A 23,700-nucleotide genomic window follows, 5' to 3' on the forward strand; every position below is an offset into this window, starting at 1 on the left:
TGTTGAGCCTAGCTTTCTAATTCGCCGTACTTGTTTCCTTTACTCCATAGTATGTCACTTTCAGGGAAAGGATAAACGCAGTGATATCGGCATAGATAAGCTCTCTCTCTTGATCCAGCAGCATTCCGTGGGATGACTCTGGGTAATAACGAAGTTCTTTCATTTGGGAACTAATGCGCTTATGTAAAAACGCTGCGCTTTCCTGATGGACCACGCCATCCTTGCTCCCTTGACCAATCCATATCGGTACTTCGACTTGAGGCAGCAAGCTTTTCACTTGTTTTAACAGCTTACGCAGGCTTACGACGCAACGAATCGGCGTTTTGGTATATGCACATGACTCATCTAATAACGTGGAGATTTGTTTGGGTTTCTTGGCTACATATTTGATAAAATATTGCAGCAGTACGGCCAGCGCCGACTTCCTTGACGTCAGAAAAATAGGCGTAGCCAGCGAAATAACACCAGCTGTACGACGTTCCACAGCCAGCTTCAAGGCGAGTAGTCCGCCCATTGAATGTCCCATAACAACAACGCTTTTGCATTTAGCTGCAAGCTCGTCATAACTCTCCAGCACATGCCCATACCAATCCGTCCATCCGGTTCGTATCATTTCTTCGGGTGAGGTACCATGTCCTGGAAGCTTTACAGCTTGGATGGTGTAGCCTTCATCTTTGAGTACATACCCAATCCGTCTAAACTCCGAGGGAGACCCCGTGAATCCATGGATCATCAGTATGCCTGTCTCTTGATTATCTCCACTTCCTGACCAAAAGAATGGTTCTGTCGACTTGTAAATTCTGCTCTCGATGGTAACCAGCTCCTACTCCTAACACCCATTTAAAATGAAAAAACAGCAGGAGTAGATTTCCCCTGCTGTTATCGTTTTATGTGTGTTAGGCCTTCACTACGTATGCTACGACAATGGAAAGAATGAAAAATGCAGCAGCAAGCCCCATCGTAAAACGGGACAAAAATAGTTCCAAACCGCGTGCTTTTTGCTTACCAAATAAGTGTTCTGCACCACCGGAAATGGCACCGGACAAACCTGCGCTTTTACCTTTTTGTAAAAGTACAATCGCAATTAATCCAACCGAAGCTATGATTAACAAAATTTTCATAAAGATTACCATGTTATTAGCACCCCAATTGCCTGTTCTTTGCCTTATACAACTAGCATGAGTATTTTAACATAGTTCGTCCTAGAATACAACAAAGAGGCACCCTGATGGTTTCTCTTCTAGTCACGGTAGGATGGTGTTGGTGATTGTCGGCTAGAGCTCCTTGCACGCTTATTGCGTCCTAGAAAAGCTTGCACGGCCTGTTTCGCACACCACAATGCAAAAAGCGTAAATCCGATTGCCCACACTATAGCCGGAATACCGGTATGCAATGCCAAATTGGTGGCATCACCTGCTTGCCGCGCATTTCCCCATGCATAGATGATCAAGGAGAACGGGCCAAACACAGACTCTTCTAAGCATAAGAAAGCGAGCAGTAAGTAGTAGAAATCACGCAACCACTTTGGCGTAAGCGCCAGAACAATTATTGTCAGCGCAATGAAACCGACTAAGAACATGATTCCGAAACCATTCCGCACGAACAATATTAACGAGAGACCGGATAGCGCAATCATAACCTGCAAACCTAAACGCTGCTTGCCCTTCGAATAAGCCGAGAACAGGAACCACGCAAAGAGTGATGCCGTTATATAACCTGCTAAGGCTACCGGAATGATCGCCCATTGCTTCGTAATTGAAGAATAAGTAACCCCACTATGATCCTGATAGAGCTCAATGTACATCACTTTCCCCGATAGCGCCAAGGTCACCACAGCATGCCCAAACTCATGAACCATCGTGTCTATGTTGCGAAAAAAAGAAGAAGGGATCCAGTGCGTGAGCAACGCGGAACCTATCAGAAATAAAATAGTTTTCACCCAGTTGCTCACACAGCAGACCCCCTTAGTATTTAATTAACTACTACGTACAATATTATTTAAAGTTTCTCAAGTTGTAGAATGCTTTTTTACCAGCGTATTGAGCTACAGTGAACAACTCGTCTTCGATACGAAGAAGTTGGTTGTATTTCGCTACACGGTCCGTACGGGACGGAGCACCTGTTTTGATTTGACCAGCGTTGGTAGCAACAGCAATGTCAGCGATTGTGCTGTCTTCGCTCTCACCGGAACGGTGGGAGATTACTGCTGTGTAACCAGCGCGTTTTGCCATTTCGATTGCATCAAAAGTCTCAGTAAGCGTACCGATTTGGTTAACTTTAACCAAGATGGAGTTACCGATGTTTTCTTCGATCCCTCTGGAAAGACGCTCAGTGTTCGTAACGAACAGATCGTCACCAACCAGTTGAACTTTGTTACCCAATTTCTCAGTAAGCAATTTCCAACCTTCCCAATCGTCTTCGGAACAACCGTCTTCAACAGTGATAATTGGGTATTTATCAACCCATGCAGCAAGGAAGTCAACCCACTCAGCGGATGTGAAGGATTTGCCTTCGCCCTCAAGGTGGTATTTACCATCTTTGAAGAATTCTGTGGAAGCAACGTCCATACCCAAGAATACGTCAACACCTGGTTTGTAGCCAGCGTTTTCGATTGCTGTGAGGATCGTTGTGATAGCTTCTTCGTTGGAAGTGAAGTTAGGAGCGAATCCGCCTTCGTCGCCAACAGCTGTGTTAAGGCCTTTTTCTTTCAATACGGATTTCAAGCTATGGAAAATCTCTGCGCCAATGCGAAGAGCTTCTTTGAAAGTAGGCGCGCCTACTGGCAGAACCATGAACTCTTGAACGTCAACGTTGTTATCGGCATGTGCGCCACCGTTGATGATGTTCATCATTGGAACTGGAAGCGTCTTAGCGTTGAATCCGCCAAGGTATACGTAAAGTGGAACATCCAAAGCGTCTGCTGCTGCGCGAGCTACAGCCATGGAAACAGCTAGGATTGCGTTAGCACCTAATTTTGCTTTGTTAGGAGTACCGTCAAGCTCGATCATTTTGTGGTCGATGCCAACTTGATCAAGCGCGTCTAGACCGATGATTTCAGGAGCGATGATTTCGTTCACGTTCTCAACGGCTTTCAGAACGCCTTTACCAAGGTAACGACCTTTGTCACCATCACGAAGCTCAACAGCCTCGTATGCGCCTGTGGAAGCGCCTGAAGGAACGATTGCGCGGCCGAAAGCGCCGGACTCTAGATATACTTCTACCTCTACTGTTGGGTTACCGCGGGAATCCAATACTTCGCGTGCATAAACATCAGAAATAATCGTCATTGTTAGAAAACACTCCTTTAATATTATGTTTGAATTAGCGCTTTATGATGGTTGTCCCGGTCATTTGTTCCGGTTGTGTAACCTCTAAGAAGTCTAGCATCGTTGGGGCAATATCTGCCAAAATTCCGCCGTCTCTTAGTGTAACAGATTTGTCCGTAACAATAAAAGGCACAGGATTCGTTGTATGTGCTGTGTTGCGTGATCCATCTGCATTCGTAACAACATCTGCATTCCCGTGATCTGCTGTAATGCACACCACGCCGCCTTTGGCGAGGATTGCTTCTACAACTTGACCTAGACAAGCATCTGTTGCTTCGATTGCTTTCACTGTAGGCTCCAGCAAACCGGAGTGACCTACCATGTCAGGGTTTGCGAAGTTGAGAATGATCACGTCATGACGCTCATCTTCGACTTCCTTAACCACAGCAGCTGCCAACTCATATGCACTCATTTCTGGTTGCAAATCGTACGTAGCTACTTTCGGCGAAGGAATAAGAAGACGAGTTTCGCCTGGCAGTTCAGCATCCCGACCACCACTGAAGAAGAAAGTCACGTGTGGGTATTTCTCTGTTTCCGCTGCACGAAGCTGCTTTAGACCATTCTGAGCCAGCACCTCACCGAGGGTATTGTCGAGATCCTTAGGCTTGTAGGCAACGAAGCCGTCTACGGATTCACTGAACAGTGTCAGACATACGTAGTACAGGTTCTTAGCTACTTTAGGACCACGGTCAAAACCGCGGAAATCTTCATTCGTGAAGACTTGCGAAAGCTGAATCGCACGGTCAGGGCGGAAATTGAAGAAGATAACCGCATCCCCTGATTCTACAAGACCTACCGGCTTGCCATCCTCGGAGACGATAACCGTTGGCATAACGAACTCGTCGAAGATCGATTTCTCATAGGATTCAACAATAGCTTTCATTGGATCTGTGTAAGCAGGGCCCTCGCCATAAACCATGGCACGGTAGGATTTCTCCGTCCGCTCCCAACGTTTATCGCGATCCATCGCATAATAGCGGCCTTGAACGGTCGCAATATGCCCTACGCCGACTTCCATAATTTTGTGCTGCAGGCTGGCCATATAACTCTTTGCAGAATCTGGAGCCACGTCGCGGCCATCTAGGAAAGCATGGATGTACACATCATCAAATTGTTCTTTTTTAGCCAAGTCCAGCAAAGCAAACAAATGCTGAATGTGACTATGTACGCCGCCATCGGAGAGCAACCCGTAGAGGTGCAGCTTCTTTCCGTTTGTTTTTGCATGACGAAATGCGCCTAGAATCGTTTCATTATCGTAAAATTCACCATCACGAATCGATTTGGAAATCCGCGTCAAATCCTGATAAACGATACGGCCAGCGCCGATATTCAGGTGTCCCACTTCAGAATTCCCCATCTGGCCTTCCGGCAAACCTACGGCCTCACCGCAAGCAGTAAGGGTTGTATGTGGATAACTCGACCAGTAACGGTCATAGTTAGGCTTTTTGGCATGAGCAACCGCATTCCCCTGCTCTTCCGAGCGGAGTCCGAAGCCATCGAGAATGATGAGTGCTACCGGTTTCGGTCTCGACATGTTACTTCGCCCCCTGGACAAGCTGGATGTAGGAAGCTGGCTCTAAGCTCGCTCCGCCTACAAGTGCGCCATCAATGTCAGGCTGTGCCATGTACTCAGCAATGTTGTTTGGCTTCACGCTGCCGCCGTATTGAATGCGAACCGCATCAGCTACGGACGCGCCGTATAAACCACTTACAAGCTGACGGATGTAGCCGATGACATCTTGTGCATCTTCAGCAGTGGAAGATTTACCTGTACCAATAGCCCAAATTGGCTCATAAGCGATAACAACTTGCGCGGCTTGCTCTGCGCTAAGACCAGCAAAAGCTGCTTCTGTTTGCACTTTACAAACATCTTTCGTTTGACCCGCTTCGCGTTCTTCCAACTTTTCGCCTACGCAAAGGATTGGAGTTAAGCCGTGTTTGAAAGCCGCAACGACTTTCTTATTCACGATTTCGTCTGTTTCAGCGAAGTAAGCTCTACGCTCGGAGTGACCGATAATGACGTACTCTACGCCTAGATCTTTCAGCATAATGCCGCTGATTTCACCTGTGAATGCGCCATTGTCTTCAAAATGCAAATTTTGCGCTCCTACGCGAACGTCTGTACCTTTCACAGCTTCAACCAAAGCAGGCAGATTCGTGAATGGGGAGCAAATTACGCTCTCAACGCCTTCTACTGTGCTGCTTTTTACTTCATTCACGAAGCTAACTGCTTCGGAAACGGTTTTGAACATTTTCCAGTTACCCGCGATAATCGGTTTTCTACTCATTGGATTGGCTCTCCTTAAAGTTATTCGCCAGAATAACTGGCATCGTAAGCGTTCACTGTGTGAAAATCATTATTTATCGTTCAAGGCTACTACGCCTGGTAATGCTTTACCTTCCATAAACTCCAAGGAAGCTCCGCCACCTGTGGACATATGGTTCATTTGGTCAGCCAAGTGGAATTTCTCTGTTGCTGCAGCGGAATCGCCACCACCGATAACGGTGTAACCCTCAGTTGTAGCACAAGCTTGTGCTACAGCACGTGTACCATGGGAGAAAGGCTCGATTTCGAAAACGCCCATCGGTCCGTTCCAAACAACCAATTTAGATTTCGCGATTACATCTGCGTATAGTTCACGTGTTTTCGGTCCGATATCAATACCTTCCCAATCGGCAGGAATGCCGTCAACGCCAACGATTTGTGTGTTCGCATCTGCGCCGAATTTATCAGCAACAACGATATCAACTGGAATCAAGAAGTTAACGCCTTTTTCTTTGGCTTTCTCGATGAAGCTAAGCGCCAGGTCGAGTTTCTCGTTATCCACGAGGGATTTACCGATTTCGTGACCTTGTGCTTTCAGGAATGTATAGGACAGACCACCGCCAATAAGGACGTTATCTGCAATGTTCAGGAGGTTCTCAATGACAGCGATTTTGTCTTTCACTTTGGATCCGCCAACGATGGCTGTGAAAGGACGCTCTGGGTTGTTCAATGCTTTACCTAGAACATCAAGCTCTTTCTCCATCAATAAGCCGGAAACCGCTGGAATGAAGTGTGCGATTCCTTCCGTCGAAGCATGCGCACGGTGAGCAGCACCGAATGCATCATTGACGAACAGGTCTGCAAACTCAGCAAACGCTTTTGCCAATTCAGGATCGTTCTTCTCTTCGCCTTCATTGAAACGAACGTTTTCAAGCAAGAGAACGTCACCATTTTCAAGAGCATCCACTTGCGCTTTCACAATTTCGCCAACCGATACATCCGCTTTAATCACGGATTGACCAAGCAATTCAGCCAATTTTGCAGCTACAGGTGTTAAACGCAGTTCTTCAACGACTTGACCTTTAGGACGTCCGAAGTGACTTGCAAGAATGACTTTCGCGCCTTTTTCGACTAAAAATTTAATCGTAGGCAGTGTTTCTCTGATCCGTGTATCGTCAGTGATCTGACCATTCTCTACAGGTACGTTGAAATCAACGCGAACAAATACTCTTTTACCAGCTACTTCAACATCGCGAACACTTTTCTTACTCATAGGTCAAAGCCTCCTGAACGTGTATGGTATACTTCCGGTCAACCTTTATATGGGAAAATCGCACATAAAGAGGAGAATCTCTTCTCCCCTTCATGTGGTTTTTCATTGATGATCTATGAAATTACAGACCTTTTTTAGCGATGAAAGCTACCAAGTCAACAACACGGTTGGAGTAGCCCCACTCGTTATCGTACCAGGAAACCACTTTCAGCATGTTGTCGCCAACTACCATTGTGGACAGAGCATCGATTGTGGAGGAAGCTGGGTCGCCATTGAAATCGCTGGAAACCAAAGCATCTTCTGTGTAGTTCAGAATGCCTTTAAGAGGGCCTTCGGAAGCTTGTTTCAGAGCTCTGTTTACTTCGTCAACCGTTACGTTAACTTTCAATTCAACAACCAAGTCAGTTACGGATACGTTAGGTGTAGGAACACGCATAGCCATACCGTTCAATTTGCCTTTGAGTTCAGGAAGAACAAGACCAATTGCTTTTGCTGCACCAGTGCTGGAAGGAATGATGTTCTCAGCTGCTGCGCGAGCACGACGAAGATCTTTATGAGGAACGTCAAGCACGGATTGGTCATTTGTGTAAGAGTGAACAGTTGTCATCATACCTTTTACGATACCGAAGCTATCGTTGATAACTTTCGCGAAAGGAGCCAGACAGTTTGTTGTACAAGAAGCGTTGGAGATAATTGTGTGTGCTGCCGGATCGTATTTATCTTCGTTAACACCAAGTACGATTGTGATATCTTCGTCGGAAGCTGGAGCGGAAATGATAACTTTCTTAGCTCCGCCTTTCAAGTGAAGGGATGCTTTTTCTTTAGCTGTGAAAATACCAGTAGATTCGATAACGATTTCTGCGCCTACAGATGCCCAAGGCAGGTTCCCAGGGTCACGCTCAGCAAAAACTTTGATGGAACGACCGTTAACGATCAATTCGCCTTCACCAGCTTCAACTGTAGCGTCTAGTTTACCGTGAGTTGTGTCATATTTGAGCAAATGAGCCAATGTTTTAACGTCAGTCAAATCGTTTACTGCAACGATCTGTACTTCTGAGTTGTTCAAAGCTGCGCGAAATACGTTACGACCAATACGTCCGAAACCATTAATACCTACTTTTGTTGTCATAGCCAATTCCTCCTAAGATTAAATAAATAATTATATTTCAAAACGCAGCTGATGAAGGCATACGTTATGATGTCTTTCGTCTTTATTAAACATGCTTCATAATTTCTAAAGCTGCTGCCTCATCGGTCACAAGAACATCTTCCTGTCCATGACGAAGCACTGAAGCGATCGCTTCCCCTTTGCTCTTCCCGCCGGCTACACCAATGACGACTTCAACACGCTGGAGATCCTCCAGACGAAGTCCTACGGTTGGCATCTTGTGAACCACATTTCCTTGACGGTCAAAATAATATCCTAACGCCTCTGCGAGAGCACCTTCGGCTTCCAGACTGCGTGTCGTCTCGGCGTCAACCTTACGTCTTCGCGCCATGACCATAGCATCTCCGATACCGTGTACAACGATGCGACAACTGCGTACAGCGTCAACAACTTCTTGAATTTGCGGATCTTGGATAAGCGATTGGTACGCTTCCTCCCCGAGATGATCCGGTACATGCAGCAATCGGTATTTACCGCCTGTTTTCTTGGCCATAATAGAAGCAATGGTGTTCGCCTGCATATCCACACTCTCACCAAGTCCACCGCGAGCTGGTACGAACCAACTGCCTTTCATGGAAGAAGATATCGCCAGGTTATTAGCAATCTGCGCCATCGTAGATCCGCCGGTTACAGCGATGATATCATCTTTGGACACGTACTTGCGGAGTGCTGCTGCACCTGCACGTCCTAGCTCCTTCTTCGTAAATACCGAAGTATCGGAGTCTCCTGGGACAACAATCACTTGCGAGATGCCATATGACTTAGCAATACTTTCCTCCAAGTCCGTTAATCCAAAAGCCATCTTAATGATGGGCTGCATGTCCTCAAGCAATTGACGACCCGATTCACTAATCTTCATCCCTGTTGCATCCGATTCGAGAAGTCCAAGCTCCTTAAGGAAATCAACTTCCCCGCGCAGCACGCGTTCAGTCATATCGAGCGAAGAAGCTAACGTTCTGCGTCCGACAACACCGGAGACTAAGATGTGATGTAGAATCGAGTACCGCTTCTTCATGATGTCCATGAGATCCGGCAAGAGCTGTTTCTGAATGTCAAGAATTTCTCTCATATGACGACTTTTAACGCTCCTGATCCGTCGATGGACGTTTTATGTCCCGGGTATACATTTTGCGTCCCACCCGGGCGAAAAAAAAGTTCCTTACACAATTCCCACATCAGAAAGATGAATTCACTGAAGATTGCTCGGCGTGAATGCTTTCTGATATCTTACATTTTCATTATAACCAATAATCTTTCCAGATTCAACATTTGTTCAAACATTTTTCACCAATATGGGCTGAAAGGGCTTACTGTCTTGCTTTTTCTGAGCGTCTGACATATAATAACCCTTGCTTCACTTTTTAACTTTTTATGCGCCCGTGGTCCAATGGATATGACGTAGGCCTCCGAAGCCTGAGATAAAGGTTCGATTCCTTTCGGGCGCGTTCATAAGAATTACAGCAGAATCAGCACCAGAATGGCCAAAATCAGCATCCTTGCTGATTTTTTTTGTTGTTAGTTTGACCTTTCTTGACCTTCAGAGGTTTTTTCGTTATCATACTTGTAGATACTGTAAACAGTATGTACAAAAGAGATCAATTTCATTATTCTATGATGACATTGACTCCACGCATCAATCTTTTAACCATGTACCCACCCCAAGGAGGTCATTCTCATGAGTTTTATTCCTATGGTCGTCGAACAGGACGCGCGCGGTGAAAGAGGGTATGACATCTACTCTCGCTTGCTGAAAGACCGCATTATTTTCTTAGGCACGGGTGTCAACGATGTTGTGGCTAATTCCATCATTGCTCAGCTACTTTTCTTGGCCGCACAAGATCCTGATAAAGATATCTCGCTTTACATCAACAGCCCTGGCGGTTCCATTACAGCCGGTATGGCCATCTTTGACACGATGCAGTTCATTAAGCCAGACGTATCCACGATCTGCGTTGGTATGGCTGCTTCTATGGGAGCATTCCTCCTCACAGCAGGCGCCAAAGGCAAACGTTACGCTTTGCCTAACAGCGAAGTCATGATTCACCAACCGCTTGGCGGTGCTGAAGGTCAAGCCTCAGACATCGAAATCCGCGCTAAGCGTATTTTGAAAATGAGAGATAACCTGAACAAAATCCTAGCAGAGCGCACGGGCCAAACTTTCGAGCGCATCGAAAAGGATACAGACCGCGACAACTTCATGAGCGCTGCGGAAGCGGCCGAATACGGACTCATCGATAAAGTCATCGAGCGCGTCTAATTTGTAAAATAAAAACCAGCCTGCAGTGACTGCTCAAACGAGCGGCCGTGCAGCTGGTTTTTTTTATACATTAATGCGCCTTATCAACCCTTATTCCGCATGCTCCACTCCTTATTGACACTTAAAAAAAAGAGCCCCTAGAAACTAGTTAAGCAACTAGTCTCCATTGGCTCTTATCTATTCAGTTCCACCTAGATTCTATCTTACTTCTTCTCATCCAATGGATAGAAAATCAGGTCAATCGGGAATGCCGATCCTGCCGGAGGCGTGAACTCGATGTCCAGCGCGTCTTCCGTACCCGTTGTACGAGCCAGCACTTCCATTCCGTCAAATGCGGTGATGACGCCGGAATATGGAACTGGAATGATCTCACCGTTTATTTTGAACGGTCCTTTGAACACGCCGCCTTTGGCCATAATCATAACAGCCATTTTGCGCGGCTTATCCGCATGGATTTTATAGACTACGCCATAATTACCGCCGTTCTCCACATTCTGCTTACGCATCACGTCATACCCTTTGACGAACGGATCCGTCTTGTTATCCCCTATCGTTAGTACCGATGTTTTCGCGAAACTCGTGGCGTCTATATCCCATTTAATCTCCGATATCGGGAACGTCCCACGCACGTGGCCTGTGAAGCCCAATAACGGAAGCTCTTGTGCTATCGTTGGCGTCAGCATGCGATCCGTTACACCGAATGAGATTTGAAGCTCACCGTCTGTTTCCACATCGTAAAATAAGTTCACACCCTGCCCTGGATAGAAATCCGGAAGCTTCGCATACACGTAAGTCTCATGAGGAGGAACCGTCAGTTCGTCTGTGTACACATTGCCTAAAAGGAAGTCTACGGACGCTTCGCTACCGATCAAATTCGCATAAACGGAAGGATACACCTCTCCTTTATTCGTTGTCTTGATCTTAACCGGTTTATCCGAGTTATTCGTTGCGAATATCGCCATGGTCATCTTTTGCTTCGTACCATTGATGTGATCGGCATACAGTCGTGCCTTACCATTGATGTTATCGCGGTACAGAATACCACTCTCAGTAAACTCTTCCGGACTGTCGCTCACTAGCAGCGTACGCCCTGGAACCTCAGTTACTTTTTTAGGCAAAAGAGGCATCTCATTGAAATGAGCCCAAATTGTGCCCCAGTCTGACTTGATGAAACCACCAACCGGCTTCATATAAATCGGGTATTCAACTTCAGTCAAATAAGGTTCATTAACCACCGTTACAAAGCTTTTGAACAATTTACTTACATGTCCGTGCCCATCTTTAACCGTCAAAGTAACCGGATATTTACCTGGTTTGAAAAAGGCTTCTTGATTGCCAGCCCAATCATAGGATGCAATACCTTCCGCATCGGGATCATAGCTAAGATCGAGATACTTCACAGGCTCTCCAAGACGGTATGTAGGCTTTGCTGTTGCAAACTTAGCTACAGGTCTGGAGTTGCTATCCTGGTCAATGTAGATACCCTCGGGCGTCTTAAAGTGCACGATTTCCACTCGACGGAGTTCATTGTTATACTTGTACTTCGCGCCCATATAGTCTGCTAACCAAGTTAGCTTCACCAGAAGCTTCCCATTTACGATCGCAGCAACCGTGTTGAAAGGCGTATCTACCCCATTGGTCGTCACAGTCTTATGATCAGAATCGAGAACGATGTCGTAGCCCGGAGGAGTCATCTGAATGGTCCGTGATGCATCATTCCATTCCACCTTGAAACCCATCGTATCCCCAAGGAACTTAGCAGGAACGAACGTACTGCCATTGATAATCGTGGACGGAGACTCCAAATGGATTTGCTCCTCATTCACGAACGCTTCTGACTTATCGATATAAAGTAAAATGAAGGACGAGCTTGTCGATACCGCGTGAGCTGCCGGTGCTACGATCGTACTAGCAAGAAACACGATCAGCGCAAGCAGGAGGGTAACCTCTTTTTTTAGCGAATTCAATTTCATTCTTTTCTCTGGCTCCTTTAACATTTGAATGCGGTACGGCAGAAATGGCAAATAGCCCTTTCCTTCGTTGACCACGTTCATTAGACGTCGACAAGAGAAAAAGGTTGCTAATTTCCCTAATTGTTAACAAAATTGACACTTATTAAAATTCGCTGTACTGTATGGCCACTTCACTCGCAAAAAAGCCTCCTCGAAAGGAAGCTTTTGAAGGATTATTGGTTTTCCAATTCTTCCTTGCTAACTAATGTGACTAAAGCGTTTACAGCCTGCTCGGCATCCGAACCTTCTGCACTTATGAAGACTTCGGTTCCTGTACTGATCGCAAGACTCATAATTCCCATGATGCTTTTCGCATTCACTTTCTTTTCATCTTTCTCAACAAAGATCTCAGATGAAAATTTATTCGCCTCTTGAACAAACAATGCCGCAGGTCTGGCATGAAGTCCTGTTCTCAACTTCACAACGACTGGACGTCTGGACATGGAACTAATTCCCCCTAATATGGAGCTTATATGAATTACTATTGATAACAGTGCTAAACCCTATGTTTTAACATTATACCATTTTTCCCTGAAGTACACTAGAAAAAATGAGAAAAACTTATAGATGCGCTGTACAGGGCCTTCTTATCTACGAATTTCGCTGTTTTTCAGCCAATTCGTCGATTTTTCGCAGACGATGATTGACGCCAGATTTGCTTACACTGCCCTTAAGCATGTCGCCAACCTCCTTGAGATTCAGATCGGGATGCTGAAGTCTAATCTCGGCAACCTCTCTTAGCTTCTCAGGCAAGCTATCCAGTCCGACCTCCCTTTGTAGGAGACGGATATTTTCGATCTGTCTAACAGCTGCACCAATCGTCTTGTTGAGGTTCGCTGTTTCACAATTAACAATACGATTAACCGAGTTACGCATATCCTTCATGATCCGGACATCCTCAAAGCGCAGCAGCGCTTGATGTGCGCCAATGATACTTAGAAACTCAATAATCTTCTCGCCTTCCTTGATATACAAGACGAACCCTTTTTTGCGTTCGATGCAGCGGGCATTCAAATCGAATTTGTTCGCTAGCTGCGACAAAGCCTTGCAATGCTCCTCGTAAATCGAGGCAATCTCGAGATGATAAGAAGAACCCTCGGGGTTATTCACCGAGCCTCCAGCCATGAATGCCCCACGAAGATAGGCCCGTTTGCAGCAGTTGCCTCGAATGATCTCTTTATTAATTCCCGTGGTGAAGATGAACCCTTCGGAAACAATTTTCAGATCACTGAGCAGCTCCTGGACCTGACCAGGAACTCTAACAATGTACACGTTATTCTTCTTCAAACGCATTTTTTTACGCACGAGCAGCTCTGTGTGTAATTTGTACGTCTTTTTGATGAGCGTGTATATCCGCCTTGCAATAGCTGCATTTTCGGTGGAAATATCAAGTACGACGCGTTGGCTGGTTATCTGCACAGATCCATTCATTCGAATCAAAGCCGACAGCTCCGCTTTTTCACAACATGCTTCCGCATCTGTAATTAACGTCAATTCTTTTTTGGTTGTTGCCGCAAAGGACAAGGGACTCACTTCTTCCTTAACATCCAGCTTTCGACGAGCTGATAAATATGGTCACTCAATTTCTCTGCATCATGACGAAGGTAGGTACGAAATAGCACGAGTCGATCAGCAATAATCCGATACCCTCTCTTCGTGACTTCTTCTAGGTCCAAATGAACCGCTTTCGAACCCTTTTCCGCATATCTAGCCTGGACTTGCGGAGGGATTTCCCCATTGTTCACAATCACATAGTCAAACAAGTGTTGGCCCAGGTGATCATAAATGGCATCCAGATGATCGCTGACCGAGTAGTCGTCGGTTTCGCCTGGCTGTGTCATCACATTGCAGATGAACAACTTTACAGCATTCGATTTCACAATCTCTTCCGAGATCCCAGGGACAAGTAGATTCGGCAGCAAGCTGGTATATAAACTACCTGGGCCGCATAATATAGCATCTGCTTCGCGTATAGCTTGAACGGCTTCAGCTAGCGGTGTCACGTTAGCCGGCTCGATGAATACACGCTTAATGCGTCCATCCGCTTTTGGAATCTTGGACTCGCCTACGACTAAGGTACCATCTTCCATGATTGCTTTCAACACGATAGCTTGATTCGATGCGGGAAGGACCCGACCTCGGACAGCAAATACCCGATTCATCTCTTGAACCGCAGTGACAAAGTCACCTGTAATATCCGTAAGAGCTGCTAGTATTAGATTTCCCAGACTGTGTCCAGCTAAACCTGTACCCACTTGAAATCTATATTGCAAAATAAGCGACAGCAAGGGCTCGACATCAGCAAGGGCCGTTAACACGCTGCGAATGTCACCTGGAGGCGGCATCTGCAATTCATTCCGGAGAATACCAGAGCTTCCTCCATCATCCGCTACCGTCACAATGGCTGTAATATCAACCGGCTTCTCCTTCAATCCTCTAAGCATAACCGAAAGACCTGTTCCACCGCCAATAACGACTATTCTGGGCTTGCGTTGTAATTCAACATGTTCCATACTTCTTTCACCCTCTTAATCGTAGGACTGCTTATACACGGTCCCGCTCGGCGTCTCGATGACTCAAACGCACGGTTTCGGTTTCGCTGTTCCCCATCACTTTACCGAGATATTCAGTGATGGCGACGGATCGATGTTTACCTCCAGTGCAACCTATGCCTACAACAACCTGACTCTTGCCTTCTTTCTTATATTGAGGCATTAAGAAATTCAGCATATCGAGCAGCTTATTCAGGAACTCTTGCGTTTCGCTCCACTTCATCACGTAGTCATACACATCGGGATCTTGACCTGTTTGTGGACGAAGCTGTTCCACATAGTGTGGATTCGGTAAGAAGCGAACATCGAAGATTAAATCAGCATCAATTGGGACACCATACTTAAATCCGAAGGAGATTACATTTATAGATATGCGGTTTGTTTCCAAATTGGTAAACCGGGAAATAATTCTTTCTTTGAGCTGCACCGGCTTAAGCGTGCTTGTGTCAATAACCTGTGTGGCTAAGCCTTTCAGCTCTTCCAGCAGTTTACGCTCAAGACCAATACCTTCAAGCGGCGCTCCATCGGGAGCTAGCGGGTGACGGCGGCGACTTTCCTTATAACGCTGTACTAGCGTCGCATCGGTAGCATCTAGGAATAGAATTTCATAACTAAGCGTGTAATTCTCTTGAATATAACGAAGCGACTCCTGAAGTGCAGTGAAAAATTCACGCCCTCGCAAATCAATCACCAGTGCCACTTTGCCGATTTTCCCCATCGACTGCTCGATCAACTCAGCAAATTTAGGAATCAGCACAGGAGGTAAATTATCGACGCAGAAGAATCCTAGATCCTCTAGACTCTGTACGGCAATCGTCTTACCTGCACCTGACATTCCTGTAATTATGACCAGTTTCGCTAAAGGGTGGTTTTCTTCCATGAATGACACCTTCCTTTGGAGTGCTTCTCGCAGGCCAACTCAGATCTGCTAACCATACGAACAGTACGTATTACGTTTATCTTAAATTCAAACCAGCAGCGCCTACAATGCCAGCGTCGTTACCAAGTGTTGCAGCAACGATCTCAACACCTTCAGAGGCTGTCTCTGGCGTGTATTTCTTAAAGGTTTCACGAATCGGTTGGAATAAAATTTCCCCTGCTTTAGAAACACCACCACCGATAATGAATCGTTTCGGGTTAATAATAACAGCCATCGCAGCCATCGAACGTCCAATATAGTATGCAGCACGGTTCACGATGCGCAGGGATACTTCATCTCCACTCTTGGCTGCATCGAAGACATGCTTCGCTTCAATTTTCTCATGAAGAGCTAATGACGTTTTCTCGCCGCGTTCCACCGCTTCATTAGCCATACGAACGATGCCTGTCGCTGACGAAACTGTTTCTAGACAACCCATTTGTCCACATCCACACTGAATCGCTTCAATGTCGGGCACAACGGACATATGACCAAGCTCTCCAGCCATACCCGTAGAACCTTGATAAATTTTCCCGTTAATAATAATCCCGCCGCCAACACCTGTTCCAAGCGTATAGCAAACTACATTTGGAATTCCAGCTCCGCTACCAGCCCAAGCTTCGCCTAAAGCAGCTACATTGGCATCGTTGTCAATCTTAACCGTTTTACCAAGAAATCCTTCCAACATTTTTTTCGCAGGGACATTATGCCATAGCAAATTTGGAGAGAATTTGACGAAGCCTTCCGGAATATCCATGAATCCGGCTAAACCTGCGCCAATACCAGCCACTTGCTCCCACTCAAACGGAGACTCTTCGACAATTTGGCGTACATACTGCGCAATTCGCTCAATTACAAAATCAGAACCATTCTCCGCGCCTGTAGGACCTTCAAACGTTTGCAGCAACTTCCCCTGCTCGTCGCAGATACCCACCTTGATATTCGTACCGCCTAAATCTACACCGATATAAATCTGATCTGACATTGCAAGGTCACCTCATGAATATTCATATAATTTTCGGACATTTTCCGGGGTCCCGCAAAGTAATTGTTATAAGCTTCGAAGGCATGCGTCACTTTGTGGGGTTTACTTATGCTCCTGTTCCAACTATAAGTCAAGCCTGTAAACTGGTCAAGATTCAACAGCTCCCAAAGAAATGAGAAAACGTGGAGAGATTAGCCCTCCACGTTTGCTGTAAAGACTCCAGACCACTTACAGCGACTGGCTCCAATCGTGAACGATGTTGCCTTCTAGGAACTTTTCAGCCTCCAAGGCAGCTGCGCATCCACTTCCTGCCGCTGTAATCGCTTGGCGATACTTCGTGTCTTGCACGTCACCACAAGCAAATACACCAGGGATATTCGTCTCCGTCGTGCCCGGCTTCACAATAATATAGCCGTGCTCATCCGTATCGATTTGTCCACCTAAGAACTTCGTATTCGGTGTATGACCAATAGCTACAAAGATACCATCCGTTTCGATGATTTCATCTTCACCGGTTTCGTTATTTTTGACCTTCAGGCCTGTTACACCTTTTTCACCAGCTATAACTTCAAGCGGTGTATTATTCAGTGCCCATTTCACTTTTTCGTTGCCGCGAGCACGGTCCTGCATAATCTTCGAAGCGCGAAGCTCATCGCGACGGTGGACTAAGCGAACTTCCGAAGCAAAGCGAGTAAGGAAATTCGCCTCTTCCATGGCTGAGTCACCGCCACCAACGACAACAATCTTTTTGCCGCGGAAGAAGAATCCATCACATGTTGCGCAAGTACTTACGCCGCGTCCGATGTTTTCTCGCTCATTCGTAATTCCCAGCAATCTGGCAGAAGCACCCGTGGAGATAATCAGTGTTTCTGTCTCGATCTCGCCAAGACCTTCAACTTGCAGTTTAAACGGACGATTCGTCAGCTCAACAGAGTTCACCCAACCGGTTTTGAATTCGGCGCCGAAACGTTCTGCTTGCTTACGCATATTCTCCATTAACTCAGGACCCATAATCCCTTCAGGGAAGCCGGGGAAGTTCTCTACTTCGGTAGTAGTCGTAAGCTGTCCGCCTGGCTCTGGCCCTTCAATAACGAGTGGACTAAGGTTGGCGCGCGCTAAATAAATGGCTGCTGTTAGACCGGATGGTCCTGTTCCTACAACGACTGATTTGTACATATGGTTTCCCTCCTAGGTGCTTTCCTCAGGAAAGCTATCTACGTAAGCATCGCCTGCGTTTTGCTTCAGCAAGACAGCCTTCGTATGCTTCGCTTTATTGTGCTTCATTGCGAGCAGTCGAAACCGCCGCTTTATTTATGTATGAAAGCCAGGTCTTTCGACAAGGCAAAAGACTGGCTATCAAATACTCGTGAATTTGTTGAAAATAGCTTCCATTTTCTCACGTAAACCGCACGTGTCATCAATCAACTTTACATTGCGGCTTACTGTAGAGACTGTAACGCCATAGCGTGCAGATACTTCATGATAGGAAATAGCTCGGCGATGCATTTTGGCAATCAAATATTCTAACGCTGCCGCCCAGCCCTCGGATTTATGAATCTTAGGCACACCCGGGTAGATCTTCGTCAGAAATTCAACCCATAAGATTTCCAAATCATACTGTTGAACCATATCGTAGCGCTTGTGCATATGGGACAGCGCCGTTTCCATCACACTCTGCCATTTGGCATCCCAAATTGGCAAATGCGGCGAGTAAGGCGAGGCCTCTACCATAATCTCTTGGTTCTCAAGATAGGCAGGAAGTGACTCTCGGATCCCCATACTGCGAAGTACGAAAATAGCGACTCGTTTCAAATAGTCATCCTCTTGACGATCTAGGATGAAATCCTGCAAAGCATCTCTCACTTCATTATCAGCAATTAAGCCGAACGCTTGGATCACCTGCAGCTTCGTCTCGATATCACCATGACGCAAAGCCCAGAAGAAGGAGGATCGTACTAGCGGATCTTTCTTCAATTGGTCTGGGATCCCTTGCGTGGATTTCTCCAATACCCTAAACTGCTCTTCGAAAGGCAAATGGTAGTGATAGCTCCATGTTAGCGGCCCTTCGACCTTCTCGCGTGAGCGCAGCTGTTCCAAGTAAAACTTGGAGATTTCGGCGCCTGGATCAAGCTTCTCGGCTTGCTTCCAATAACGGTAAGCTTCGCCGAATCGACCGATATGGCTGGCCGCTACCGCTGCGTAATGATAGAGGCAAGGGTCTGCTGCACCGTCTCCTGCTTTAAGCAGGCGCTTAAACAAGTGGTATGCCTTCTCATGCTCAGAAAGGATGCCCATCGTTGTTGCAAGCTTGAACACATGATCCTGCTGAAAAGGAAACGTCTTGCACAATAGAGATGTTAGCTCAGCTAACTCCTCCTTGTTACCGAAATGCTGATGGAAAATGGCCATGTTACATAGCGCATGCAGATTTCCGGCATCGATGTCGAGCACCGCACGAATCGTTTCCATTGCCTTCTCAAACTGACCCATATAGTAATAAGCAAGGGCCAGATTGTTGCGAGCAGCAGTGAAATCCGGCTGATTCTTCACCAATTTCTCTAACTGCCTCACAGCTTCAGCGAATTTACCCTCTTCGAGAAGCGCACGGGCTTTATCATGCTCGAAGAGCCCTTCTCGACTCTTAATGCTAGTGAGAGGGGCGGGACGTTCAAGCTCGTAGCTCAGCATTTCCATCATTTCTTCGGACTCATCCATGAATTGACCTGTTGGGTCAGTCTCCAAATATCGAACCAACGCTTGTTCGGCCTGCTCGAAATTTTCCATGTTGGCATAGTTGTTTGCCATATAAAAGTGACATTCCGTCATCTCGGGATCGATCGTATCAAGGACATGCTGCAGAATTTGGTTCGACTCGTCATAATTGCCCATTTCGGAGAGAACTCCTGCGAGATTGCAGTGATTCACAGGGTTATCCTGCTCATATTCTGCAGCTCGCCGGAAATATTTCAATGCCTTATCATAATGAAACCGATCCAAAGATTGAACCGCTCTCTCGAAAAAGAATGCGGCATCCATGTTAATTGAGATAACTTTAGGCTTTGGCGCTTCGGACACACGCTTAATCTTTTCCATAGCAAGACACCTCCGGCAATTTGATTACACTCAAATTATACCATAGATCGCTTGGAAGCCAAAAACATAATCCGAAGGTAAGATCTGGTCTATAGTTCTGGTCTTAAACTCCGCTCTAGACCCTTGTTCAATAGTGGCTTTAAAAGTCGGCTTTCAAAACCGAGAAGGTTGGACGAAATCCGAGGAAGGAGGAACGGAGCGTAGGTAAGCCTACGTGAGTACCGGACTTCCCGGATTTCGTTCAAGATTCGACGCCGAATCCACTTCCAGCATCCGCATCGTTTTCAAAGTCGCCTTGTAAAGCTCCTTATACGCCGCCGTATTTGAAGAGGGATGATAGGGATCCGCCTTCGTTGATAATGCGAATCGCATCAGACAACAGCGGAGCTACTGACAGCACATTGAATTTATCGGAATGTCCTTCTGGAATCGCAATGGAGTCCGTAATGATAACTTCCTTAATGCTAGGGTGATCTAAACGCTGCAAGGCAGGTCCGGAGAATACAGGATGTGTCGCACAAATATATACGTCATGCGCTCCTCTTTCCTTCAGACTCTCAACAACGTTGACAATCGTCGTACCGGTATCGATCAGATCCTCGATAATGATCGGTGTACGTCCTACAACATCACCAATGACGTGGGTAATCACAGACTCATTGTGTTCTGGGCGTTTCTTAATCATCATCGCGAATGGCGCATCGAGAATGTTCGCCATTTTTTCAGCAGTTGTCGCACGTCCCGCATCCGGAGATACGATGATCGGGTTAGGTAAATTTTTCTTCTTGATGCAATCACTGATAAGATCAAGAGCCGTCAGATGATCCACCGGAATATTGAAGAAGCCTTGAATCGCAGGTGCATGAAGGTCAATCGTTACAACACGAGTTGCACCTGCTGCACTGAACAAGTCAGCTACTAATTTAGCAGAAATCGGCTCACGCGGAGCAGCTTTACGTTCTTGACGAGAGTAACCATAGTAAGGGATGACAAGGTTGATCGTTCTTGCAGAAGCTCTTTTCGCCGCATCCATCATGACCAGAAGTTCCATCATGTGCTCATTAATCGGATGGGAAAAAGTTTGTACCAGGAATACGTCACAGTTACGAATCGTTTCTTCGTAAAGACAGTAAATTTCTCCGCTTTTAAAACGGGAAAGCTTAATTTGTCCAAGCGGCTGGCCGAGCTCTTTACAAATACGTTCCGCAAGCTTCGGATTCGAAGATCCGGAAAAGATTTTAACATTGTCGCTATGCATGGTTAATGGTTACCTCCGAAGGTTCATTAAATAGATTATACAGTTCCTACTCATTATACATGAAACATGTCGAAATTAAAAAGTCACAAGATGTCGTTTTCGGGCAGAAAATGTGGCTATTTCGTTAAATCCAACGGATTTCAAGAGTTCCCTAGCTTCGTCCAAATATTGGGACAACCGATCCGGCTGGTGCGCATCCGAACCTAGCGTCAAAGGAATTCCCACCTTATGACAATATTCCAGCATCCGGCGGCTCGGGAACATCTCTTTACACGGATGTCGCAAGCCCGAAGCATTCAGCTCGATCGCAAGCCCACATTCTTTCACAGTGTCTAGTGCCGCCTTCTCCAGCTCCCACGGATCCCGATCAGGGACGTAACCAAATCGTTTAATCATATCGATATGACCGATATAATCATACAGTCCGGTTCGGACTGCTTTCTTCACTGCCTCGTAGTATTGGGTATAAACGGCATAAATATCCTTGCCATCCCAACCCGCAAGCTGCCTAAAATCAGAAATATCCCACTCGCCAAGGAAATGGACCGAACCGATAACATAGTCCCATGGGTACGCATTGATAATTGCAGCAATCTCCGTCTCATAGCCTTCGATATAATCGCCCTCTAGCCCGACACGGATATCAATCTGATCTTTGTACTTCTCTTTAAGATGCAGACACTCCTCGACATAGCGAGGCAGTTCTTCCATCGGCATGGCCATTTCCGGCCAATAAGTCGCAGGGTCCACATGCAAAAGCGGCATATGATCCGAAAGCCCCAACTGTGTGAGCCCGATCTCGATGCCGCGTTTGACGTATTCCTCCAGTTCCCCAGAGGCGTGACCGCAGCGCACATGATGTGTATGATAATCAATCAACATCGTGGATCACTCCAGGTCGTTTTATTTATTTTTTGACGTGCCGATTAGCCAGCTCTTTCATAATATCATCCAAAGGCAATTTATTATTACGTAAAAGTACCATTAAGTGAAAAATAAGATCACTCGCTTCATAGCGAAGCTCATCGTTATCTTTGTTTTTGGCTGCGATAATCACTTCGGCCGTTTCTTCGCCGACTTTTTTGAGAATCTTATCGACACCTTTTTCGAAAAGATACGTTGTATAAGCGCCCTCAGGACGCTCAGCGTCGCGCGAAGCAATAACAGCTTCCAACTCGCCAAGGATCGCGAAACGATCACCAGCAGAGGCAGCAGGCGCGGCTTCTTGCGCAGAACCTTCATCTCCAAGAGGAATGTTAGCTGTGAAGCACGTGTAAGTCCCATTGTGGCAAGCAGGTCCCACTTGTTCCACAAGAACCAAAAGCGTGTCTGCATCGCAGTCGTAGCGCAGTGATTTTACCTTTTGCGTGTGACCGGAAGTTGCCCCCTTGTTCCACAACTCTTGACGGGAACGACTCCAGAACCAAGTATCACCCGTTTGTATCGTACGCTGCAATGACTCGCTATTCATGTAAGCAAGCATGAGTACTTCTTTGCTGATTGCGTCCTGCACGATGGCAGGTACAAGACCCTGTGCATCATAAGTAATCTGATCTATTGAAAATGTCATCGGATTTCAACCCCTTTACCTTTAAGGTCATCTTTGACCCCTTGAATCGTTAACTCTTTATAGTGAAAAATGGTTGCTGCCAGCCCTGCATCGGCTTTGCCTTCGGTAAATACATCGTAGAAATGCTCCGCTTTGCCCGCTCCACCGGAAGCAATCACAGGAATCGTGAGCAGCTCGGACACGGCACGCGTTAGCTTCAAATCAAAGCCATCCTTCGTCCCGTCTGCATCCATGCTGGTAAGTAAGATTTCTCCTGCGCCAAGCTCTTCCATACGCTTCGCCCACTCCAATGTCTTGATACCTGTGGCGTTGCGTCCGCCATGCGTAAACACTTCCCACTCGCCCCACTCTGCATTAAACTTCGCATCAATGGCAACGACAATACACTGGGAACCGAACTTCCGCGCTCCATCCGAAACGAGCTGAGGATTGCGAACCGCCGCTGTGTTGATACCGATCTTATCCGCTCCGGCGCGAAGCAGGCGTTTCATGTCGTCTACACTGGAGATGCCGCCGCCAACGGTGAAAGGGATCGTAATCTCCCCTGCCGTTTGACGGACAACCTCCACCATCGTCGCCCGTCCTTCCACCGAAGCCGAAATATCGAGGAACACCAACTCATCCGCGCCCTCTTTATCGTAAATCGCTGCCAGCTCCACCGGATCGCCTGCATCGCGCAAATTAACGAAATTTACGCCCTTGACCACCCTGCCATCCTTGACGTCTAGGCAAGGTATAATTCTTTTGGCTAACATGATGGGCACCTCCTTCCTAAGCTAAACTTCTATTTATGCAAAACAGCTGGATTGCTCATCCTCCACAATAAAGCTCCATGGCTTTGCATCGAATAAGAGTCTCTAAAAGCTTCTATTTCTGCAAAACTGGCTAAATGACTCCAAATAAGAGTCTTTGCAGACTTCTATTTCCTCCGGAATCAAGCCTTTAAACTTTTCATACCGAATAAGAGTCCCTAGATGCTTCTATCTGTGTCAAAACCGCCCGAGTACACAAAATAAGAGTC

General features: G+C 46.4%; 22 protein-coding genes and 1 tRNA gene. 2 read left to right on the forward strand and 21 right to left on the reverse strand.

From position 1 onward, the window contains the following. Positions 1 to 16: 16 nt before the first annotated feature. The 9 genes from AC58UU_RS28095 to AC58UU_RS28135 form a co-directional block, all read right to left on the reverse strand. The gene (locus AC58UU_RS28095) at positions 17 to 733 is read right to left on the reverse strand and encodes an alpha/beta hydrolase (RefSeq protein ID WP_497320537.1); all 717 of its coding nucleotides are present in this window, start codon (positions 731 to 733) and stop codon (positions 17 to 19) included. Between the two features lie 163 nt (positions 734 to 896). Next, entirely contained in the window at positions 897 to 1,133 is a 237-nt protein-coding gene (secG, locus tag AC58UU_RS28100; protein WP_029196004.1) for a preprotein translocase subunit SecG, read from the reverse strand. Positions 1,134 to 1,240: 107 nt separating this feature from the next. Next, complete coding sequence (locus tag AC58UU_RS28105; RefSeq protein WP_497320540.1) at positions 1,241 to 1,951, reverse strand: M50 family metallopeptidase; 711 nt, start codon at positions 1,949 to 1,951, stop codon at positions 1,241 to 1,243. Between the two features lie 43 nt (positions 1,952 to 1,994). Then, a complete protein-coding gene (eno, locus tag AC58UU_RS28110; protein WP_171641369.1) occupies positions 1,995 to 3,287 on the reverse strand; it encodes a phosphopyruvate hydratase in 1,293 nt (430 codons plus the stop codon). A gap of 34 nt (positions 3,288 to 3,321) precedes the next feature. Beyond that, positions 3,322 to 4,860, reverse strand: coding sequence for a 2,3-bisphosphoglycerate-independent phosphoglycerate mutase (gpmI, locus tag AC58UU_RS28115; RefSeq protein ID WP_497320541.1), 1,539 nt, complete (start codon positions 4,858 to 4,860; stop codon positions 3,322 to 3,324). Position 4,861: 1 nt separating this feature from the next. Further along, positions 4,862 to 5,614, reverse strand: a complete 753-nt coding sequence (gene tpiA / locus AC58UU_RS28120) for a triose-phosphate isomerase (RefSeq protein ID WP_497320542.1) — start codon at positions 5,612 to 5,614, stop codon at positions 4,862 to 4,864. 69 nt (positions 5,615 to 5,683) lie between these two features. Beyond that, on the reverse strand, positions 5,684 to 6,865 hold the full coding sequence (locus tag AC58UU_RS28125; protein ID WP_497320543.1) for a phosphoglycerate kinase: 1,182 nt from the start codon (positions 6,863 to 6,865) through the stop codon (positions 5,684 to 5,686). A gap of 121 nt (positions 6,866 to 6,986) precedes the next feature. Continuing rightward, entirely contained in the window at positions 6,987 to 7,994 is a 1,008-nt protein-coding gene (gap, locus tag AC58UU_RS28130) for a type I glyceraldehyde-3-phosphate dehydrogenase (RefSeq protein ID WP_497320544.1), read from the reverse strand. Positions 7,995 to 8,079: 85 nt separating this feature from the next. Then, positions 8,080 to 9,102: a sugar-binding transcriptional regulator gene (locus AC58UU_RS28135; RefSeq protein ID WP_497320545.1), complete on the reverse strand. Its 1,023-nt coding sequence runs from the start codon at positions 9,100 to 9,102 to the stop codon at positions 8,080 to 8,082. A gap of 304 nt (positions 9,103 to 9,406) precedes the next feature. On the opposite strand from AC58UU_RS28135, the gene AC58UU_RS28140 reads away from it, so the two are divergent. Then, positions 9,407 to 9,478: transfer RNA gene (locus tag AC58UU_RS28140), tRNA-Arg, on the forward strand. A gap of 230 nt (positions 9,479 to 9,708) precedes the next feature. Then, positions 9,709 to 10,290 carry an ATP-dependent Clp endopeptidase proteolytic subunit ClpP gene (gene clpP, locus AC58UU_RS28145; protein WP_029195996.1) on the forward strand — a complete coding sequence of 194 codons (582 nt, stop codon included), beginning with the start codon at positions 9,709 to 9,711 and terminating at the stop codon, positions 10,288 to 10,290. 203 nt (positions 10,291 to 10,493) lie between these two features. On the opposite strand, the gene AC58UU_RS28150 is transcribed toward clpP, so the two are convergent. From AC58UU_RS28150 to hisF, 12 genes are all read right to left on the reverse strand, one after another. Next, complete coding sequence (locus AC58UU_RS28150) at positions 10,494 to 12,344, reverse strand: stalk domain-containing protein (RefSeq protein WP_497320547.1); 1,851 nt, start codon at positions 12,342 to 12,344, stop codon at positions 10,494 to 10,496. A 131-nt stretch (positions 12,345 to 12,475) separates the two neighbouring features. Beyond that, positions 12,476 to 12,745 carry an HPr family phosphocarrier protein gene (locus AC58UU_RS28155; protein ID WP_028555561.1) on the reverse strand — a complete coding sequence of 90 codons (270 nt, stop codon included), beginning with the start codon at positions 12,743 to 12,745 and terminating at the stop codon, positions 12,476 to 12,478. A 148-nt stretch (positions 12,746 to 12,893) separates the two neighbouring features. Then, positions 12,894 to 13,826: a DNA-binding protein WhiA gene (whiA, locus tag AC58UU_RS28160; protein WP_497320549.1), complete on the reverse strand. Its 933-nt coding sequence runs from the start codon at positions 13,824 to 13,826 to the stop codon at positions 12,894 to 12,896. Positions 13,827 to 13,831: 5 nt separating this feature from the next. Then, the gene (locus AC58UU_RS28165) at positions 13,832 to 14,815 is read right to left on the reverse strand and encodes a gluconeogenesis factor YvcK family protein (RefSeq protein WP_497320550.1); all 984 of its coding nucleotides are present in this window, start codon (positions 14,813 to 14,815) and stop codon (positions 13,832 to 13,834) included. A 31-nt stretch (positions 14,816 to 14,846) separates the two neighbouring features. Next, positions 14,847 to 15,734: an RNase adapter RapZ gene (gene rapZ, locus AC58UU_RS28170; RefSeq protein ID WP_171641358.1), complete on the reverse strand. Its 888-nt coding sequence runs from the start codon at positions 15,732 to 15,734 to the stop codon at positions 14,847 to 14,849. A 76-nt stretch (positions 15,735 to 15,810) separates the two neighbouring features. Continuing rightward, positions 15,811 to 16,758 carry an ROK family glucokinase gene (locus AC58UU_RS28175; RefSeq protein ID WP_497320551.1) on the reverse strand — a complete coding sequence of 316 codons (948 nt, stop codon included), beginning with the start codon at positions 16,756 to 16,758 and terminating at the stop codon, positions 15,811 to 15,813. Between the two features lie 228 nt (positions 16,759 to 16,986). After that, positions 16,987 to 17,934, reverse strand: coding sequence for a thioredoxin-disulfide reductase (trxB, locus tag AC58UU_RS28180; RefSeq protein ID WP_029195990.1), 948 nt, complete (start codon positions 17,932 to 17,934; stop codon positions 16,987 to 16,989). Positions 17,935 to 18,114: 180 nt separating this feature from the next. After that, complete coding sequence (locus tag AC58UU_RS28185; RefSeq protein WP_497320553.1) at positions 18,115 to 19,851, reverse strand: tetratricopeptide repeat protein; 1,737 nt, start codon at positions 19,849 to 19,851, stop codon at positions 18,115 to 18,117. A 307-nt stretch (positions 19,852 to 20,158) separates the two neighbouring features. Beyond that, complete coding sequence (locus AC58UU_RS28190) at positions 20,159 to 21,109, reverse strand: ribose-phosphate diphosphokinase (protein ID WP_057302624.1); 951 nt, start codon at positions 21,107 to 21,109, stop codon at positions 20,159 to 20,161. A gap of 75 nt (positions 21,110 to 21,184) precedes the next feature. Beyond that, positions 21,185 to 21,991, reverse strand: a complete 807-nt coding sequence (hisJ, locus tag AC58UU_RS28195; protein ID WP_497320554.1) for a histidinol-phosphatase HisJ — start codon at positions 21,989 to 21,991, stop codon at positions 21,185 to 21,187. 25 nt (positions 21,992 to 22,016) lie between these two features. After that, positions 22,017 to 22,679, reverse strand: coding sequence for a bifunctional phosphoribosyl-AMP cyclohydrolase/phosphoribosyl-ATP diphosphatase HisIE (hisIE, locus tag AC58UU_RS28200; protein WP_497320555.1), 663 nt, complete (start codon positions 22,677 to 22,679; stop codon positions 22,017 to 22,019). Then, entirely contained in the window at positions 22,676 to 23,434 is a 759-nt protein-coding gene (gene hisF / locus AC58UU_RS28205) for an imidazole glycerol phosphate synthase subunit HisF (RefSeq protein ID WP_057302627.1), read from the reverse strand. The genes hisIE and hisF overlap by 4 nt, the downstream gene beginning before the upstream one ends. Between the last annotated feature and the right edge of the window lie 266 nt (positions 23,435 to 23,700).

The sequence above is a fragment of the Paenibacillus sp. JT22N1 genome, from assembly GCF_059692155.1.